The following is a 16,432-nucleotide window of genomic DNA, read 5'->3' on the forward strand; positions in this document are numbered from 1 at the left end:
AGTAATTAACCACGTCCAGATTGTTTTTCTTTGATTTCCGCAAGCGTTTTACAGTCTACACACAAGTCAGCTGTAGGACGTGCTTCTAAACGGCGGATACCAATTTCAATCCCGCACGAATCGCAAAAACCAAAATCATCTTCTTTGATTAATTGGATCGTTTTTTCAATTTTTTTGATCAGTTTACGTTCACGGTCACGAGTACGAAGTTCTAAAGAGAACTCTTCTTCTTGTGCTGCGCGGTCAACTGGATCAGGGAAGTTAGCAGCTTCGTCTTGCATATGCGATTTAGTTCGGTCAACTTCATTGCGTAAATCGTTGCGCCATGCTTCCAAAATAGTTTTGAAATGAGTGCGTTGTGCATCATTCATATACTCTTCGCCCGGCTTTTCCTGGTATGGTTCTAATCCGGCCTGAGCCAATAACCCTAATTTTTTTTGGTCTGGCATAACTTTCTCCTAAATCCTTAATATAATGCCCAGCATGAGCCGGCGGCTATAAATAACAGAATCCTATGGCCTAGGCAAATTTATTTTTCATTAATTAGTCCTACTTAAACCGCATCAATAAAATTAAAAAAGGTACGATAAGTGGTTTTTACACCCATTACTTATAGATAAGTGCTTAAAAACTTGCCTTGTTATATGGGCGAAAACCTTAAAAACAAGTCGCTTTTAATTAAAAGTGAGCTTTTCTATTAGTGTAATTTCAGCGCTCGAAATATCTGCTTTATAAGCAACTACTTCTACACCTTTAGTAATTGCCAAATCAACTAGTTGGGCGTACTTTTCGTCAATATGGCGCGCCGCACTAACTTGCTTAATCCCTTGATGTAATACTGCAAACAGCAGCACTGCACGATGGCCTTGTGCAACCATTTCAATTAATTCACGAATATGCTTTTGACCGCGAAGAGTTTCGGCATCAGGGAAGTAACCTTGGCCACTTTGTGGGGCATTTTGACTGAGTAAAGTGACAGATTTTACTTCTACATAGCAGTCTGGGCGTTGGGGAGCTGTAAGTAAAAAATCGATACGGCTATTTTCATCACCATATTTAACCTCTGGCTGTATTTTAGTGTAGCCGTTAAGCTCGCTGATTAGCGCTGCATGAAGTGCTTCTGCAACGATTTTATTCGCGATTGCCGTATTTACACAGATCAGATGGCCAAACTGGTTTTGCGTCAATTCTAATGAGTGAGGATATTTTCTTTTTTGATTGCTACTGGTGGAATAAAAGGCTGCAAAGTCAGGCTCCGCGCAACCAGTCATTTTACCTGTGTTGGCACAATGGGCGGTAAACTCTGAGCCATCGCTAAGGCGTAAATCGGCTAAAAAACGTTTGTAGCGTTTGATTAAAGTAGCGTGTTGGAGTGGCGTTGTATATTTCATTATTTTAGTTATTTGGTCTCAAGCAGTTGGGAAGTTGTTGTGGCTATAGTAAACTCATTGTCACTATTTTAGCGCAAAGAGTATTCTAACATGTCTGAAAAATTTGTTGTTCAATTAAGCGAGCAGGGTGCTGCATCGCATTGGGGCGAAACCGCCACGTTATCTTTTAATGAGCACGGTGCAACGGTTCATTTATCTGAACAAGAAACATTAGTAAATGTACAAAAAGCCGCGCGCAGTATTGCCAATCAAGGCGTTAAAAATGTCGTGCTAGCTGGTGATTGCTGGTGTACAGAAACACAGTGGGCTTTTTATCAAGGGTTTGTATCGCCTAAGTCATTACACGGTGTTGAATTTGCTGAAAATGCTAAAACAGATAGCCAAGAGCTTGCTTCATTACTTCGTTCTGCTACTTGGGCGCGTGAAATGATCAATGGCACGGCGGATGATATCTTCCCTGAAAGTTTAGCTGGTAAAGCTGCTGAATTTATTCAATCACTAGCTCCTGAACACGTGAGCTATCAAATCATCAAAGGTGATGCGCTACTTGAGCAGCAGTGGATTGGTATCCATGCTGTTGGTCGCGGTAGTGAGCGCCCGCCTGTATTACTTGCACTTGATTACAATCCAACTGGCGATGAAAATGCGCCTGTAGATGCAGCGCTTGTTGGTAAGGGGATTACTTTTGACTCTGGCGGTTATTCAATTAAAGCCAGCGAAGGTATGTTAGGTATGAAGTGCGACATGGGCGGTGCTGCAACGGTTACCGCAGGTTTGGCATTGGCTATTAGTCGCGGTATTAATAAACGAATTAAACTGTTTTTATGCTGTGCTGAGAACCTTATTTCAGGCCATGCATATAAGCTGGGTGATATCCTTACCTATAAAAACGGCACGACAGTTGAGATTGTTAACACTGACGCTGAAGGACGCTTAGTACTTGCTGATGGCTTAATGGCTGCAGCTGAAACCGGTGCACCTTTAATTATTGATGCGGCGACACTAACAGGCGCTGCGCTAGTTGCTGTTGGTCAAGAGTACAATGCCTTATTTGGACTTGATAAAGAGTTTGTACGTGAAGTTGAAGGCTTTGCTGGGCAAGAAATGGAAGGCGCGTGGCCACTTCCACTTGAAAAGTGGCATCAACAAAACTGTCCTTCACCATACGCTGATACAGCTAACAGCCGTGCCCAAAAAGGCGGTGGTTATGGTGGCGCATCAAATGCTGCTGGTTTCTTGTCACGTTTTGTACCAAACGACGGCAAAGGCTGGGTGCATATGGATTTAGCGGCAGCGTTTAATATGGGTAGCACGAGTCAATGGGCTGCGGGCGCGACAACAGTCGGGATGCGCACGGTTGCACGTACTTTACTAGAAAAAGCGTAATCTTAAATATGTTTAAAAAAGCGCCGTTTTAGGCGCTTTTTTGTTGGCTATAAAAATGTAATTACAAACAGAAACAAGCTTTTTTAGTTTATTTGCGCTAAAATCTCGCCCCACTTTTGCATTTCAAGTGATTAAGGTTTGAAGTTATATTTCTTATATTAAAAGCGCTGCTTTTATTTAAGTCGTATTCATAAACTATACTTGAATGATCAACTCACACTGGGAATTCTAATTATGTCAGATAAGTGCTACATCACAGCGCAACAATTGCTTGAAGATTCATTTCGCGTTGCGGCGCAAGTATACCAAGATGGTTTTCGTCCTGATTTTATTATTGGTATTTGGCGTGGGGGTGCCCCAATTGGGATTGCAGTGCAAGAGTATTATGATTATAAGGGCATAGAGACAGATCATATCGCGGTGCGAACTTCATCGTATTACGGTATTAATAAGCAATCTAAAGAAATTAAAGTACATGGCCTACACTACATTATTGAAAATGCTAACGCAGGTGACTCGTTATTGATTGTTGATGATGTATTTGATTCAGGGCGTAGTATTTTTGCGCTGAAAGAAAAGCTTTCGGAATTGATGCGTTTAAACTTACCTAAAGATATCCGCATTGCATGCCCGTATTACAAACCAAAAAATTCTAAAGTTGATATGAAGCCTGACTACTACATTCATGAATCAGAAGAGTGGTTAGTATTCCCGCATGAACTATCGGGTTTAACACCTGATGAGATCATCGCTGGTAAAACAGATTTAGTAAAAATACACGATATTTTATTAGCAAAATAAATCTATTGAGTAAAAATAAAAAAGGCCTTAATTAGGGTCTGTTGACCTTTGTGGATTGAAATTTGTTCAATCTAGGGGCGATTTAATCGCGGCGCGAGATTTGTAACCTAGTGGGCTAAGTAAAAATCGAGCAAAGCTTCCGCGTCCTGCTCACGCCCCTTACTTACATCCATGTAAGTAACAAAGAGTTAATCGTCCCTAGGCCTTTTTATCTTTTATAATCAGAAGATATTGCAGTGATGCTAAATTGCTTAAATTAGCAACTATAGCTGCGAAAAACTATCCACGTAATCGCTAAGTTTATCTAAATCAACCGCTTTGAGTCCATCATTTGAGCGTGCAACTAAACCTCTTTCTACCAGTTCCGATACTACGCGGCGATAGGCTCGCTCTGTGGTGGCAAAACGCTCAGCTTCAGCATTTACCGTTGGGTATGCGCGCAGCAGGGTTGGGTTATTATTTTCGGCACGTAATAAACAGTCTTTGGCGATATTGTAACCCAATGGCAACAATAGTTTATCTAAATTAATTTTTTGGTTTTCTTGAAACTTAGCGGCAATAGTTTGTGCTGTGTATAAGCTCAGCTCTGGCTTTTCAAGTAACAGGGCACGCCAGTGCTTTAGTTCTATTAGGTTGTAGCTAACGTCACTGAAGCAGGTGACTGTATAAATGCAGGGGTTATTGTTTAGCGCTTCAATTTCACCAATTAAGGTGTTGTTGCAATCAAGTTGGCCCAGCAGTAAGCGGCGGCCATTACCGACATCATAACTAAACGATACGGTGCCGCTTCTGACTAACACTAATTTTGTAAGAGGTTGATCTTGGTGGATCAGTACTTCTTTTTTAGATTGTTGATAACGGCTGCCAGCAAAGGTTAGTAGCTGGTCGACGAGATAACTAGAAAAATGATATTGAAACATCAACAATGCCCTTCGGACAATTGTCCTATTTATTACATCTTAATGACGTTAGCATTAAGATTCTAAGAATTTACGCTAACTTACTAGCTTAGTTAACTCGGTTAATTAAGCTTAATACCTGATATCCCGTGTAATGATTATTAAAGTGTGCTTTTAGCAGCTTTGGGTTTTTAGTAAGTTAGCTTTTTTATACTATTGCTATATTGTGGAATAACTTTGCCTAAACTACAACATTTGCAATGCTAACCTAAAGTACCGGAGAGAACAAATGAGTTGGGAATATTTGGGGTATTTTGCCTCAGCTTTACTTATTGCCTCTTTAACTATGAGTGATGTGAGCAAACTTCGTTGGTTTAACCTTGCCGGTTGTATTGCTTTCACAGCCTACGGTATTGCGATTGCTGCATGGCCTGTGGCTATCACTAATGGTTTGCTAACCTTCGTAAATATTTATCATTTAATTAAGCTCAAACGTCAACAACAAAAACCGCAATAATAGCGTGGTTTATTGCGCCTTACTCTGGTTATCAATTTGCGCTTTTTGGTAGCGTAATTCACCGCCAATCCATGTTTGATTTACGACAATGGTAAAAATTTCTTGTACTGGCACTTTAAAATAGTCTTTGTCGATTAAAATAAAGTCAGCCCACTTTCCTTGCTCTAAACTACCTAATTTAAATTCTTGATGTGCGGCATACGCAGCACCTAACGTGAATGCTCTGAGTGCATCTTCTCTGCTCAGTGCTTCAGTGACTCGCCAGCCATTAGCGGGTAATTGATTGTGATCTTGGCGAGTAATTGCTGAATACAAACCGTCAAAGGGGTTGGCCAGTTCAACTGGATAATCTGAGCCTGCAGCTACTACTGAGCCTTGCTTTAAAAACGTTTGCCATGCATATGCACCTTGTAATTGTGTATCGCTAAGGCGCTGCTCTGCCATATGCATATCAGAAGTTGCATGCACCGGTTGCATTGATGGAATGATTTTAAGTGCTTTGAAGCGAGGAATATCTGCTGGATCAACTATCTGTGCGTGCTCTATTCGGTTACGTAGTAAAATCCCGCCGGTTTTTTTAAATACATTTTGATAGGCATCTAACACAATATGATTTGCTTTATCACCGATGGCATGGGTATTGGCGCTAAAACCATGGTTAAAGCTCAATGTGTACAGCTGCTCTAATTTTTGTTGAGTTTCGAGCATTAAACCTTGGTGATTCTTTCTATCTGCATAATCGGCCAGTAGTGCGGCGCCACGGCTTCCTAACGCACCATCAGCATATATTTTTACACTACGAATAGACATGAAATCGTTAAGATCTTTATAGCGACCGGCTCTGAGCATATCTTCAAGGGACGGATCTGTTGCACTTAGCATTGCAACAATGCGCAGCGGTAAGGTGCCTTGTTCAGCTCTTTGCTTGTAAACTTGCCATGTTTGTTTATCAATCCCAGCATCGTGGGTTGAGGTTATACCTAAGCTGAGCAGATGTTGACCAGCTTGATTTAAGGCATTATTTACGTCTTGATCAGATGGCGTTGGAATATGTGCAGTAATTAAACTTTCGGCTTTATCGACAAAAATACCGCTAGGTTGACCTGCTTGGTTGCGAATAATTTCCCCACCTACTGGTGACTGTACTGTGGGTGTTAATTTGGCTAACTCCATCGCTTTGCTATTAACCCAAATCGCGTGGCTATCGACACGAGAAAGCACCACCGGAACATCTTTGACAACTTTATCTAAGTCAGCAGCAGTAGGAAATTGCTTATCAGGCCACAGTTCTTGATTCCAACCGCGGCCAATAATCCAGCCCTGGTTATTTTTAGCAAATACAGCAAGCTTTTTTTGTATTTCTGCAATCGACGTACTGCCACGTAAATCGAGTTGCGCTAAATTATTACCAAGTCCTATCACATGACCGTGGGCGTCAATTAAACCAGGTAATAAGGTTTGTTGCTCGGCATCAAATACTGCAGCATTAGGGAAACTCGCTTTTAGTTTATCGTCTCCTACTTTTACTACTTTGCCATCTTTAATAACCAGTGTAGAAAATTGCTGTAATTGGCCACTGTAAGTTGGAGTGTAACCGTTAGCATTGTAGATCACCGTGGTATCAGCTAGCACAGGTAAAGATAAAGTGATTAAACAGGCGAGTAAGCATTTCATTGTTAGAATTCTTTTTCTGCTTTTGTTAGTTAAACAGTAACAGAGAATACTGAGTCTGCAAATTAAATATAATAAATTATTTATCGTTGTGCATTTCAACTATGCTGATGAATTAGCTATTCATTTATTCGCATATAGAGTAAATTCAGACAGTGATAATCTACCATCTTTATCGCTGTCATAGTTTTTAAAGCGAGACCACAGGGCAGGATCTTTTGCTGACTCTGAACGCGTGATAAAACCGTCGTTATCGCGGTCTAAGTTTTTGAATTGTTCTGCTATATTATCAGTTGTTGCAAAACTGCAACAGCTACTGACAAATAACCAACTTAGTCCCAGTTGTGTACAAAATTTCATTGGGGAAACTCGTTAATCTAGGTTATTAGTTAAAAAACGCTTAAATTCAGATAGGGAAATTTTATTGTCTTGGTTTTTGTCCCAGCGTTGAAAGTTACTCAACAATTGTGGTTGTGGTTCAAGCTCATTATGCGTTAAATAGCCATCTTTATTGCTATCTAAATGATCAAAACGTTGTTTTACATCCAGTGCCATTGCGCTAAAACTGGTGGCTAGCGACACACTTAATATTATTAATATGCTTTTCATTATTTACATCCTACCAATAAAAAGAATAAAGCATTTGCCATAATTTAAATCCCAACATTAAATCCGTTTACACATTCCCTCCGGGATTATGGCAAATACTTTAAAGCCTTTTAAAATTTAAACTTTGCGAACTCTTGCTCAGATAATTGCTCGTCGTTATTATCATCAAGATCAGTAAACTGCTTTAATAGCGTGTTGTTTTGCTTGGCTTCAAGCAATGAAATTTGTCCGTCAGAGTCGGTATCTAATTGCGCAAACTTAACGTTTAATTGTGATGCTAAAACAGTGGCGCTAATGACTAAAAACATCAGTGAAAAAGCGGTGATAAGTTGTTTCATAGCAGTGTTTCCTTTGGGAAATTTATTGCAAAAATTGTTTAAACTCAGCAAATGAAATTTGACCATTTTGATCTTTGTCAATTTGCTCAAAACTTTCGTGTAATACCGCATCTTCAGATGCTTCTGCTTCACTCAATGTGCCATTACTGTCTTTATCAAGTTCTGCGAAGGTGGCCTCGACATCAATGGCAAAGCTGTTAAAGCTAAGCAGTAGGCTGATGCATAAGCACAGCGGTGTTAATATTTTCATATTATTTCCTTATAAACAGTCGTTGATACGGATATTACAAGAACGATGCCAATTTTTTTATTGTATAAATATCAGTGGTTTAATTTTTTGGCATTATAATAAGTGGGAAAAAATGACCGAGCAGTGTGTCTTTTTTGCAACAACTTTTAACGGGTATTCATTAAGTTTTAAAAAAAACAGTTGGTTAAGTTGTTTCAATTTAGCGTCAGTCGCTTTATATAGCGCTACACAGTTCGCCTTATTCATTATTCTTATTGATTCAGCTAGTGTATAAGTAACACCTTCCATAATCAGACTTTTAACTAAAGGAGTGGCGATAGTGGCCTCATTCGCTAAAAAGTACAGTGCATTACTTAGTTGGCGACCCAATTTAATAGGCCAGTTTTTGTTTAGTACTTTGTTATCGCTGCTGCCATTATCACTGGTAGTGATTGTATTTTTAAATGCGCTGAATAAACAGCTAGCAGTAACTCAACAAATCGTCAGTGAAAATTATCAAATTACCAAGTCATTTAATAATCTTAAGCAAGACCTCAATAGCTTAGAGCGCGCAACGCGACAAAACTGGGTGCTGAAAAGCGAATCACTCGATGAATTGATTGTTGATAAGTGGCAATCATCACTACAAAGCATTGATGAACTAACTTTTATAAGTTCTACGGGGGAGTATATTAAGCAATGGCAGCAACTCGCACAGGTATTGCAATTAGCGCATACTCAACTCGTTACTGAAGGACAACAAGATGCGCAATTGTTTATTCCTGTGAGTGAATTAATTGCGCGTCAAACGGTGTGGCTAAGAGATCAAAATGAGCTGCAAATAACTAAAAATCAGCAACAGTTAAAAGCTTTGCAAAGCTCATTTATCAATTGGTTAATAGCACTTATCCCATTAACTTTACTAGTAGGTGGTGGTTTTTTATGGCGTATAAGTGGTCGCTTAAAAGGATTAACGTCGGTTATTGATAAGCTTGGGCAAGGTCATTGGCAACAAAAAATAGCTGTACAAGGCTCTGCTGAGTTGGTTGAACTAGGAAATAAATTACAATGGGTGCAAGAGCAGTTGCATCAATTAGAGCAACAAAAAGATACTTTTTTACGCCATGTTACCCATGAATTGAAAACTCCATTAGCGTCAATGGTTGAGGGCACTGACTTACTTGCCGATGAAATCGTTGGGCCAATTAACAAAGAGCAGCAAGCGGTGTTGGCGTTAATTACCCAGAGCATGGTGCGTTTGCGCGCTATGATCGATAGTTTACTTAGTTACAATGCGATTCGCAGCAGCAAAGAAGACTTAAGTGAGCTGGAATTCTCGCAATTAATAACCAAGATAAACAGCCATTTTGAACATCGTTTAGTGGCGCGTAAGCAAAGCTTATGTTGGCATTGTGAGTTACCCGAGCAACCACTGGAAATTGCTGCAGAGCTTGTTGAAATGATCTTAATTCAGTTGATCTCTAATGGCTTAAAGTTTTCACCAGCAGGACAGGCGGTCAATATTGCTCTGTCATTAGCTGGTCGTACTTTGACTATGAGCGTGAGCGATCAAGGCACCGGTATTAAAGAGCAAGAGAAATCACATATATTCAGTGCCTTTTATCAAGGTAAGAATGCTAAAGATGTAACCGCTCAAGGTAGTGGTTTAGGGCTTACCATTGTAAAAGAGTCTGTTGAGCAATTGATGGGTACTTTACACGTTGAGCATAATGAGCCACAAGGCTGTCGTTTTATAATTCAAATCCCAATCATCCCTCAAACCAATAAAAACCAAGGAGTTAATTAGCATGGGCGTGCGTTTAAATGCCATTTTAGTGGTTTGCATTACAACCTTAGGGCTCGCAGGGTGTGAGTTAACTGAGCAGCCAGTAAATAAAAGCAACCCTGAAGCTGAACAAGCGGGTAAGGTGACTACGCCACAAGGGGATAGTTTACCGAATCCGAAACCTAGGCCGAAAACCGATCCTATGTATGCACCTGCCGAAACGGTCATTGGTTGGCATGCAAAGTCGTGCGGTGGTTTTCAAGTGGCAGCGAGTAAAACGGTTTATATTGGTGCTAAAGAGCTTCAGAATTATTTTGATTTTAGTTGCAAAAATAATGTATTAGCACCGGAAAAAGTATTAACGCAGCTGCTAAAACTGGATCAAGCTTATTATTGGCCAGATGATATAAAACAGTATTTATGGCTGCAAAAACAACAAATAAAACAGCAGATCAACGCTAAAAAACAGCAGCAAGCGCTGAATAATAAAATGCAAGAAACCCTGTCATCACTGGCAGCCATCGAGCAGCAACTATTACTACGCGAAGAAACTAAGGAGCAGTAATTATGTCAACAGAGCAAAACCAAGGCGCGCGAATTTTACTGGTCGATGATGATGCAAGTTTATTAAAACTATTGGCTATTCGCATAGAATCTAAAGGCTATCAAGTGACTACCTGCGAAAGCGGTATCGCTGCGCTTCAGTTATTAAAAAATAATGTATTTGATGCTGTGGTTACAGACTTACGCATGGATGAAATGGATGGTATGGCATTACACCGTCAGTTACAAAATCGCTACCCAGCGCTGCCAGTGTTGATGATGACAGCTCATGGGTCTATTCCTGATGCTGTTGAAGCGACGAAGCAAGGTATTTTTGCCTTTATTACTAAACCGGTAGATAAAGATGAGTTATTTGATAGTTTAGCAAAAGCGATTGAAATTCATGGTCTCAGTGCCGATGAAAGCGCATCAAACAGCAATATCGTGACCCGCAGTGGTGCTATGCTGCATTTACTTGAGCAAGTTAAATTATTAGGTCCGACTCAGGTCAATGTGCTGATCTCGGGGGCCAGTGGTACAGGTAAAGAGTTACTAGCTAATGCTATTCATCAACATAGCCATGTTAGTGAAGGTCCGTTTGTCGCAATAAACTGTGGTGCGGTACCGGGTGAATTACTCGAATCAGAACTATTTGGTCACAAAAAAGGGGCTTTTACGGGCGCGATTAAAGACCACCAAGGGTTATTTCAGCAAGCGCAAGGCGGTACTTTATTTTTAGATGAAATCGGTGATATGCCACTTAATTTACAAGTTAAGTTACTGCGCGTATTACAAGAAAAAACTATTCGCCCTGTGGGCTTTGAAGAAGAAATTCCAATTGATGTGCGGATTGTATCAGCAACTCATAAAAACTTGCCTGATGCGATTGCTAATCAGCAATTTCGCGAAGATTTATACTATCGCTTAAATGTTGTGAATCTTAAATTACCACCACTGTGTGAGCGCAGAGAAGACGTTAGTTTATTAGCGCAGTATTTTAGCGCTACCATTGCTAAACGTATGGATCAAAAAGAAAAGCGTTTCGCCAATGATGCAATGCATGCATTAGTACGTCACGATTGGCCGGGTAATATTCGCCAGTTACAAAATGTAGTAGAGCAGGTTGTCGCACTTACCCCAGGTGAAGTAATATCAGCACAGCTGGTTGAAAGTGCGCTTAATAGTAATACCAACAATGTTGAGCCGCTTTCACTTAACGATGCTAAAAAAGAATTTGAGCGAGATTATGTGATTAATGCTTTAAAGATGGCTGGCGGTAACGTGGCTGAAGGGGCAAAACTAGCTAAGCGTAATCGCTCAGATTTTTATAAGTTGATCAAAAAACACAACATTGACGTTGATACTATTTGTTAGGAGAGAAAATGCAGTTATTTATGGTGTATTTAGGTGGGCGTATTCAGGGCTGCCATATTGAAATGCATGATGTTCGTTTTGTTGTTGGGGAATCGATTGAACAAACTTACTCAAAATTAAAAGCGCAGTGGGTCGGTGATAAAAGTAGCGTGCACATGGACAGCTATATGGCGGTAAATCACATTGATGGCTTTGCAGTAACCGTGGTTGATGAACCCGTGGCCCAATCGCAGCAGTTATACTTTGTAAATTTAGGAGCGTATCGTGCTGATAGCTTAGCTGAGCAGCATGACTTTGCGTTATATGTAGCAAGTAGTAGCGACGAAGCTAAACAAAGAGCAAAAGAGGATTTACTAGCAGGTTTAAGTCATATTCATAAAGATGACTTACATGATGTAGATGATTGCTTTGCAATTGACTTGCTCGACAGTCAATTACATATCAAGCTAACCCCGAGCGAGCAATCTCAAGCGATTAAGCCCGATTGGTTTGGTTACCATTTATTATAAATAATCAAGAGAGTGTGTGGTACAAGCGTTAGCCGTTATCACTTTGTTCTGCACGCTCTTTGTCTTCACTGTTACTGGCAATTTTAAAAGCGATAATCACTAAGCCAAACATAGCAAAAGGTAACGCAGCAAGCATATACTCGGTAACATTGCTATCTTGGAAGCTGGCTTGTAGTAAAAAATGCCCAGCAATACACAGTAAAATAACAATTAGTAAGATCGGTAATAAAATAAGTTCTTTTTTAGCAGAATGAGTTTTCATTATTAGGCAGTACTTTTACAAGGTGCGCCATTGTAATGAGCAAACCGCTTTTAGGTCAAACAACTAGGCTGATAAATTACTTTTGATTGTGTTATGTCATGTTTTTCAGTATCAGAGTTAGGTTCGCTACTGTTTAACTCATCACTATCTTCATAGCTGTATAAATCAAAAATAAAATCAATTTCTTCACGTTTCAGTATCGCTTGCATATTGCCTCCTATCTTATCAACTTAGTTAAGTAGTAAGCATATGTCTGCGCGACTGAATTGTAAGTGAACATTAACCGTACAAAATGTGTATAAATGTAATCCTTAATTATTATTAATAGGTAGTCGAACGGTAAAAGTCACACCATCGGCTTGTTGATTATTAGCCGCGCTAACTGTGCCTTTATGGTATTCACACACCAAACGTACTATATAAAGCCCTAAACCCAAGTGTGGTTGCTGCTGCAGTTGTTGACTACGTACCGACACCATTGAATCAAAAATATGCTCTGTTAATCCCTCGGGTAAAAGTGGACCTAGATTACTGACACATAACAGGGCTTCATTATCATGTTGATCAAGGCTGACACTTATAGCGCTATCTTCAACACTAAACTCTAAGGCATTATTGATCAGTTTATCTAGCAACTGAGCAATAAACTCAGGCGCGCCGCTAAGTAGTAATGGTTGCGGACAAATATTAAGGCTAAATTGTTGCTGTGCATAGGTTAGCTGGTAGCCTTGCATACAACCATTGATCACATTTCGCAAATCAAATGGTTCAGCTTCAGCGCTTTGAATACTTTGCTCAAGGCGAGTTGCTTCGCTCATGGTGGTGATTATTTTACCTAAACGCTCGACCCCTTCACTGGCACGATCAAGGTATTTTTGGCTCAGCTCACTTTGTGGCTGCATTTGTAAGTTTTCAAGGGAACTACGTACGACCGCAACGGGTGTTCTGAGTTCGTGAGATAATCGCGACGACATGGTTTCTAAATAGTTAGTGTAACCACCTAAGCGACTTACAATATTTGCAAAACTGCGAGATAAATCGCCAATTTCATCGTTTGAATCGCTGTAATTAATAGTGCCAGTTACTCGCCCTTGAGCATCAATGGCTTGCTCTGCGGTATCTCTTAAGCGACGAATACGACTGGAGATCCTTGATGCAAAAAAGAATAACGTTACTGTGCCTATTAGCATCACTGCTAAAATCACATTAAATAGTTTCTCTAACGATTTGTTGCGTAATGTGCGAACACCATTGGTAGTCTCTTCGGCCACTACAGCACCAATGACCTTATCTTGGATCCAAATAGGATATGCGGCTGATAAAATAACCGCTTTGTTATCTGGAGTGAGTCGCCAAGACGATGCTGGTGTGCCACTGAGTGCTTTACCTATATGTGTGCCTTGCATCGCTGCGACATCGTGCAATGTATCTAAAAATTCATTTTCAGGGCGGGTAAGTACTTTATAGTAAAGTGGATGTAAGTAGTTTTTCTCAAATCGTTGCCACCAGGTTTTTGCTGGCTGGTCATTAAGTCCATCAGCCCAAACACCGTCGGCATGATGAATTGATCCCGACTGCGCTAACACGCGGTGATGATTATCAACCACCCAAATTCGGCTGCCGCTGTGACCCATACCTTTTAATATACGATTTATTTCAGGAGAGGGCACCAGCACTGAGCCAATATCATTGGGGTTTTGTAAGTTTGAAGTCGACATAGTCTGTGGCTCAGGCTTGCCTTGATCCCAATCTTCAATTGCAAAGCCGAGCTTATTGCCAAGCATCGTTAGCGGAAACCGCAACTCTATGTTGTAGCCAGTCTCTGTACTGACAAAATAGCCTTGAATTTTTGTTATTGGGGTTTTGCTTTGTGCGTCAAATGCGTTGATCCAGCCATCTTGGCGAGCGGCAACAATATAGTGCTTAAATTCTCCTTGTGGGGTTTTTAACATGATCTGTAAGTGATCATTACGGGTTAAACTTAGGGTGTTTTTAGCGCGATAAACCACCGAGTCATCGGTAACTTTAAATACTGCATATAAAAAGTTTTCATATTTACCAACCATATGCTCAAACGATAAGTCCTCAAGCTGATGGTCTGGTTTATTAGTTTGTAAATAGCGCTCGTCGTAATGCCAAAAAAGACTTTGATAAGGCTGCCAGTCCGACAGTTTGCCATCAAGTTGAATGGGGTTACTAAGGTTATAGGCGTAGAGATCACGGCCTTTTATAACCTGATCTAAAAAATTGGTTTGCGAGTCAAATAATGCTGGGCGCTCATGCAGGGCCGTGGCGAGTGCTCGGGTAGTGCCGACTAAGGTTTTTTCTTGACCTTGGCGCAGAAATTTTTCCATTTCCCACACGTATTCATAGCCAAGCCAAGGCAGTAAAAATAAAAAACACGACAGCAATATAAATTTACTGCGCAAACCAAAACGCAGCATTACACTTGCTCCCAGCGATAACCCATACCGTACACGGTATCTATACAATCAAAGTCAGTATCTAAAGCGATAAATTTTTTGCGAATACGTTTAACATGAGAAGTGATAGTGCTGTCATCAACGTAAATCTTTGCATCACTCATTAGTTCGTTACGGCTTTTTACATGCCCAGGGCGCTGTGCCAGTGAATGCAGCATCCAAAATTCAGTTACGGTTAAATCGACTATTTGCTGCTGCCAAAATACTTGCATGCGTTTAGTATCAAGCGTGAGCGGGCCGCGATTGAGTAAAGCATTTTGATCAGCGGGTTGCTCGAGTGCTTCCATACGTCGAAACAGTGCACCGATACGAGCCGCCAAATGCGCCATGCTGATATCTTTAGTGAGATAGTCATCAGCGCCCATGCGTAGGCCACACACAGTATCTATTTCGCTGTCGCGGGCGGTTAAAAAAATAATCGGCAAGGTTTTAGAAAGCGAACGCAGAGTTTGGCATAGTAAGAAACCGCCATCAATTTCATGACCTAAACCAATATCGACAATCGCTAAGTCTGGTAGTGTGTCATTAAAAGCATGCTCTGCACTTTGACGGTTGCTATAGCCGCTGACCAGATAACCCTGCGCGCTGAGCATTTCCATGTAATTTTCGCGGATCGCGGGTTCGTCTTCAATAATTGCAATCTTCTTCATTTACAGCACCTTCTTATATTCTAGTTGCACTATACCTAATTTTTTTGCTTTCGCACTGGCGAAAAAGCAATTGCCTTTTTTTTGCCACAATTGCTCAGCAGTTTGCCTTTTTTGCTCCCCTTTGTTGCCACTTGAGCTTGCTTTAATGGCGTTATACCAAATCGGGCAGCTACCAACCCATGAGTTGCCAACTATTAAGTAATTAAGCAAAAAAGGATTACACCATGAAAAAAATGATTATCGCTTGCACTGTCGCTACTATTTTTGCAGCACCTAACTTAGCCCACGCTGACACAGTTGCAGTTAAAGCAAAAGAAACTCATAAAGAAACGGTGATAGGTTTAAGTACGGGGGCAATTGTTGGCGGTATTGTTGGCGGCCCAATTGGTGCCTTTGTTGGTGCATTTGCCGGAGGCTTGATTGGCGAGCAAGAAGTGGCAGAAGATAAAATTGCCGAGCAACAACGAGCTTTAGTTGTGCTGCAAGATAAAACCGATGATTACCAGCATGTACTTGCTCAAAATACGCAAATGAGTGAGCAGCTCGATAAGCTTGAGAGTAATAACGAACACCTTGCATTAGCCAAAATGCATAACCTAATGGCAATGACCATTCAATTTAAAACCGGTTCAAGTGAGATTGCCCCGCACTTTGCCAGCCAACTTGATCAACTAGTGAATTTACTTCAAAGCCAGCCAGACTTGCAGCTGGATTTAAATGGCTTTGCCGATCAACGTGGTGATGAGCTCGCTAACTTAGCGCTTTCAAAACAGCGAGTCGCAAATGTACAAAGCTACTTAATAAAGCAAGGTATTAGCCATACCCGCTTAACGACTACCGCATTTGGTGAGCAACAAACTGTGGCAGATAGCGATAATTATGAAGAAAACATGTTTGACCGCCGTGTAACGTTAACAACTCGTCCAAGCACGCAGCCGTATAACCAAACCGCGAGTAACTAATCGCCATTTTGCCAAGTAGCCG

General features: G+C 40.7%; 20 protein-coding genes. 8 read left to right on the forward strand and 12 right to left on the reverse strand.

From position 1 onward, the window contains the following. Positions 1–5: 5 nt before the first annotated feature. Entirely contained in the window at positions 6–449 is a 444-nt protein-coding gene (gene dksA / locus H5182_RS05900; protein WP_145235383.1) for an RNA polymerase-binding protein DksA, read from the reverse strand. Between the two features lie 225 nt (positions 450–674). Next, positions 675–1,391 (reverse strand): DNA/RNA nuclease SfsA, encoded by a 717-nt coding sequence (sfsA, locus tag H5182_RS05905; RefSeq protein WP_182717171.1) that lies wholly within the window; start codon positions 1,389–1,391, stop codon positions 675–677. Positions 1,392–1,481: 90 nt separating this feature from the next. Between sfsA and pepB the strand changes: the two genes are divergently transcribed. Together pepB and H5182_RS05915 are read left to right on the forward strand one after the other, a co-directional pair. Further along, positions 1,482–2,777 carry an aminopeptidase PepB gene (pepB, locus tag H5182_RS05910; protein ID WP_145235388.1) on the forward strand — a complete coding sequence of 432 codons (1,296 nt, stop codon included), beginning with the start codon at positions 1,482–1,484 and terminating at the stop codon, positions 2,775–2,777. 234 nt (positions 2,778–3,011) lie between these two features. Continuing rightward, positions 3,012–3,578, forward strand: coding sequence for a phosphoribosyltransferase (locus H5182_RS05915; RefSeq protein WP_145235390.1), 567 nt, complete (start codon positions 3,012–3,014; stop codon positions 3,576–3,578). Between the two features lie 263 nt (positions 3,579–3,841). Here H5182_RS05915 and H5182_RS05920 read toward each other — a convergent pair whose 3' ends face one another. Continuing rightward, positions 3,842–4,498, reverse strand: coding sequence for a Crp/Fnr family transcriptional regulator (locus H5182_RS05920; RefSeq protein WP_145235393.1), 657 nt, complete (start codon positions 4,496–4,498; stop codon positions 3,842–3,844). Positions 4,499–4,766: 268 nt separating this feature from the next. Here H5182_RS05920 and H5182_RS05925 point away from each other — a divergent pair, with 268 nt between their 5' ends. Next, a complete protein-coding gene (locus tag H5182_RS05925; protein WP_145235395.1) occupies positions 4,767–4,994 on the forward strand; it encodes a YgjV family protein in 228 nt (75 codons plus the stop codon). 9 nt (positions 4,995–5,003) lie between these two features. Here the strand turns inward: H5182_RS05925 and H5182_RS05930 are convergent, their stop codons facing one another. The 5 genes from H5182_RS05930 to H5182_RS05950 form a co-directional block, all read right to left on the reverse strand. After that, the gene (locus H5182_RS05930; RefSeq protein WP_182759698.1) at positions 5,004–6,668 is read right to left on the reverse strand and encodes an amidohydrolase; all 1,665 of its coding nucleotides are present in this window, start codon (positions 6,666–6,668) and stop codon (positions 5,004–5,006) included. 120 nt (positions 6,669–6,788) lie between these two features. Further along, the gene (locus H5182_RS05935) at positions 6,789–7,025 is read right to left on the reverse strand and encodes an EF-hand domain-containing protein (protein WP_182759699.1); all 237 of its coding nucleotides are present in this window, start codon (positions 7,023–7,025) and stop codon (positions 6,789–6,791) included. Positions 7,026–7,037: 12 nt separating this feature from the next. Further along, complete coding sequence (locus tag H5182_RS05940) at positions 7,038–7,274, reverse strand: EF-hand domain-containing protein (RefSeq protein ID WP_182731798.1); 237 nt, start codon at positions 7,272–7,274, stop codon at positions 7,038–7,040. Between the two features lie 110 nt (positions 7,275–7,384). Continuing rightward, entirely contained in the window at positions 7,385–7,612 is a 228-nt protein-coding gene (locus tag H5182_RS05945; RefSeq protein WP_182731797.1) for a hypothetical protein, read from the reverse strand. Between the two features lie 22 nt (positions 7,613–7,634). Next, positions 7,635–7,862, reverse strand: a complete 228-nt coding sequence (locus H5182_RS05950) for an EF-hand domain-containing protein (protein WP_145235406.1) — start codon at positions 7,860–7,862, stop codon at positions 7,635–7,637. Positions 7,863–8,178: 316 nt separating this feature from the next. On the opposite strand from H5182_RS05950, the gene H5182_RS05955 reads away from it, so the two are divergent. The 4 genes from H5182_RS05955 to H5182_RS05970 are packed head-to-tail and all read left to right on the forward strand — an operon-like array spanning position 8,179 to position 12,053. Further along, positions 8,179–9,648, forward strand: coding sequence for a HAMP domain-containing sensor histidine kinase (locus tag H5182_RS05955; protein ID WP_182759728.1), 1,470 nt, complete (start codon positions 8,179–8,181; stop codon positions 9,646–9,648). A 1-nt stretch (position 9,649) separates the two neighbouring features. Continuing rightward, on the forward strand, positions 9,650–10,192 hold the full coding sequence (locus tag H5182_RS05960; RefSeq protein ID WP_145235408.1) for a hypothetical protein: 543 nt from the start codon (positions 9,650–9,652) through the stop codon (positions 10,190–10,192). Positions 10,193–10,194: 2 nt separating this feature from the next. Beyond that, a complete protein-coding gene (locus H5182_RS05965; RefSeq protein ID WP_145235410.1) occupies positions 10,195–11,544 on the forward strand; it encodes a sigma 54-interacting transcriptional regulator in 1,350 nt (449 codons plus the stop codon). A gap of 8 nt (positions 11,545–11,552) precedes the next feature. Continuing rightward, positions 11,553–12,053 carry a DUF1543 domain-containing protein gene (locus tag H5182_RS05970; RefSeq protein ID WP_182759700.1) on the forward strand — a complete coding sequence of 167 codons (501 nt, stop codon included), beginning with the start codon at positions 11,553–11,555 and terminating at the stop codon, positions 12,051–12,053. Between the two features lie 28 nt (positions 12,054–12,081). On the opposite strand, the gene H5182_RS05975 is transcribed toward H5182_RS05970, so the two are convergent. The 4 genes from H5182_RS05975 to pdsR form a co-directional block, all read right to left on the reverse strand. After that, positions 12,082–12,315, reverse strand: a complete 234-nt coding sequence (locus H5182_RS05975; RefSeq protein ID WP_145235415.1) for a hypothetical protein — start codon at positions 12,313–12,315, stop codon at positions 12,082–12,084. A 50-nt stretch (positions 12,316–12,365) separates the two neighbouring features. Next, positions 12,366–12,524, reverse strand: a complete 159-nt coding sequence (locus H5182_RS05980) for a hypothetical protein (RefSeq protein ID WP_179959192.1) — start codon at positions 12,522–12,524, stop codon at positions 12,366–12,368. Between the two features lie 102 nt (positions 12,525–12,626). Further along, the gene (gene pdsS / locus H5182_RS05985) at positions 12,627–14,759 is read right to left on the reverse strand and encodes a proteobacterial dedicated sortase system histidine kinase (RefSeq protein WP_182759701.1); all 2,133 of its coding nucleotides are present in this window, start codon (positions 14,757–14,759) and stop codon (positions 12,627–12,629) included. Continuing rightward, positions 14,759–15,448, reverse strand: a complete 690-nt coding sequence (gene pdsR, locus H5182_RS05990) for a proteobacterial dedicated sortase system response regulator (protein ID WP_182759702.1) — start codon at positions 15,446–15,448, stop codon at positions 14,759–14,761. The genes pdsS and pdsR overlap by 1 nt, the downstream gene beginning before the upstream one ends. A gap of 224 nt (positions 15,449–15,672) precedes the next feature. Between pdsR and pdsO the strand changes: the two genes are divergently transcribed. Beyond that, positions 15,673–16,410 carry a sortase-associated OmpA-like protein PdsO gene (pdsO, locus tag H5182_RS05995; protein WP_182759703.1) on the forward strand — a complete coding sequence of 246 codons (738 nt, stop codon included), beginning with the start codon at positions 15,673–15,675 and terminating at the stop codon, positions 16,408–16,410. Positions 16,411–16,432: the final 22 nt, after the last annotated feature.

Source organism: Pseudoalteromonas sp. SG44-17 (assembly GCF_014164235.1).
GTDB lineage: Bacteria > Pseudomonadota > Gammaproteobacteria > Enterobacterales > Alteromonadaceae > Pseudoalteromonas > Pseudoalteromonas rhizosphaerae.

Coding starts and splice junctions, on each gene's coding strand:
- dksA (WP_145235383.1), bottom strand. CDS start 449: ATGCCAGACCAAAAAAAATTAGGGTTATTGGCTCAGGCCGGATTAGAA.
- sfsA (WP_182717171.1), bottom strand. CDS start 1,391: ATGAAATATACAACGCCACTCCAACACGCTACTTTAATCAAACGCTAC.
- pepB (WP_145235388.1), top strand. CDS start 1,482: ATGTCTGAAAAATTTGTTGTTCAATTAAGCGAGCAGGGTGCTGCATCG.
- H5182_RS05915 (WP_145235390.1), top strand. CDS start 3,012: ATGTCAGATAAGTGCTACATCACAGCGCAACAATTGCTTGAAGATTCA.
- H5182_RS05920 (WP_145235393.1), bottom strand. CDS start 4,498: ATGTTTCAATATCATTTTTCTAGTTATCTCGTCGACCAGCTACTAACC.
- H5182_RS05925 (WP_145235395.1), top strand. CDS start 4,767: ATGAGTTGGGAATATTTGGGGTATTTTGCCTCAGCTTTACTTATTGCC.
- H5182_RS05930 (WP_182759698.1), bottom strand. CDS start 6,668: ATGAAATGCTTACTCGCCTGTTTAATCACTTTATCTTTACCTGTGCTA.
- H5182_RS05935 (WP_182759699.1), bottom strand. CDS start 7,025: ATGAAATTTTGTACACAACTGGGACTAAGTTGGTTATTTGTCAGTAGC.
- H5182_RS05940 (WP_182731798.1), bottom strand. CDS start 7,274: ATGAAAAGCATATTAATAATATTAAGTGTGTCGCTAGCCACCAGTTTT.
- H5182_RS05945 (WP_182731797.1), bottom strand. CDS start 7,612: ATGAAACAACTTATCACCGCTTTTTCACTGATGTTTTTAGTCATTAGC.
- H5182_RS05950 (WP_145235406.1), bottom strand. CDS start 7,862: ATGAAAATATTAACACCGCTGTGCTTATGCATCAGCCTACTGCTTAGC.
- H5182_RS05960 (WP_145235408.1), top strand. CDS start 9,650: ATGGGCGTGCGTTTAAATGCCATTTTAGTGGTTTGCATTACAACCTTA.
- H5182_RS05965 (WP_145235410.1), top strand. CDS start 10,195: ATGTCAACAGAGCAAAACCAAGGCGCGCGAATTTTACTGGTCGATGAT.
- H5182_RS05970 (WP_182759700.1), top strand. CDS start 11,553: ATGCAGTTATTTATGGTGTATTTAGGTGGGCGTATTCAGGGCTGCCAT.
- H5182_RS05975 (WP_145235415.1), bottom strand. CDS start 12,315: ATGAAAACTCATTCTGCTAAAAAAGAACTTATTTTATTACCGATCTTA.
- H5182_RS05980 (WP_179959192.1), bottom strand. CDS start 12,524: ATGCAAGCGATACTGAAACGTGAAGAAATTGATTTTATTTTTGATTTA.
- pdsS (WP_182759701.1), bottom strand. CDS start 14,759: ATGCTGCGTTTTGGTTTGCGCAGTAAATTTATATTGCTGTCGTGTTTT.
- pdsR (WP_182759702.1), bottom strand. CDS start 15,448: ATGAAGAAGATTGCAATTATTGAAGACGAACCCGCGATCCGCGAAAAT.
- pdsO (WP_182759703.1), top strand. CDS start 15,673: ATGAAAAAAATGATTATCGCTTGCACTGTCGCTACTATTTTTGCAGCA.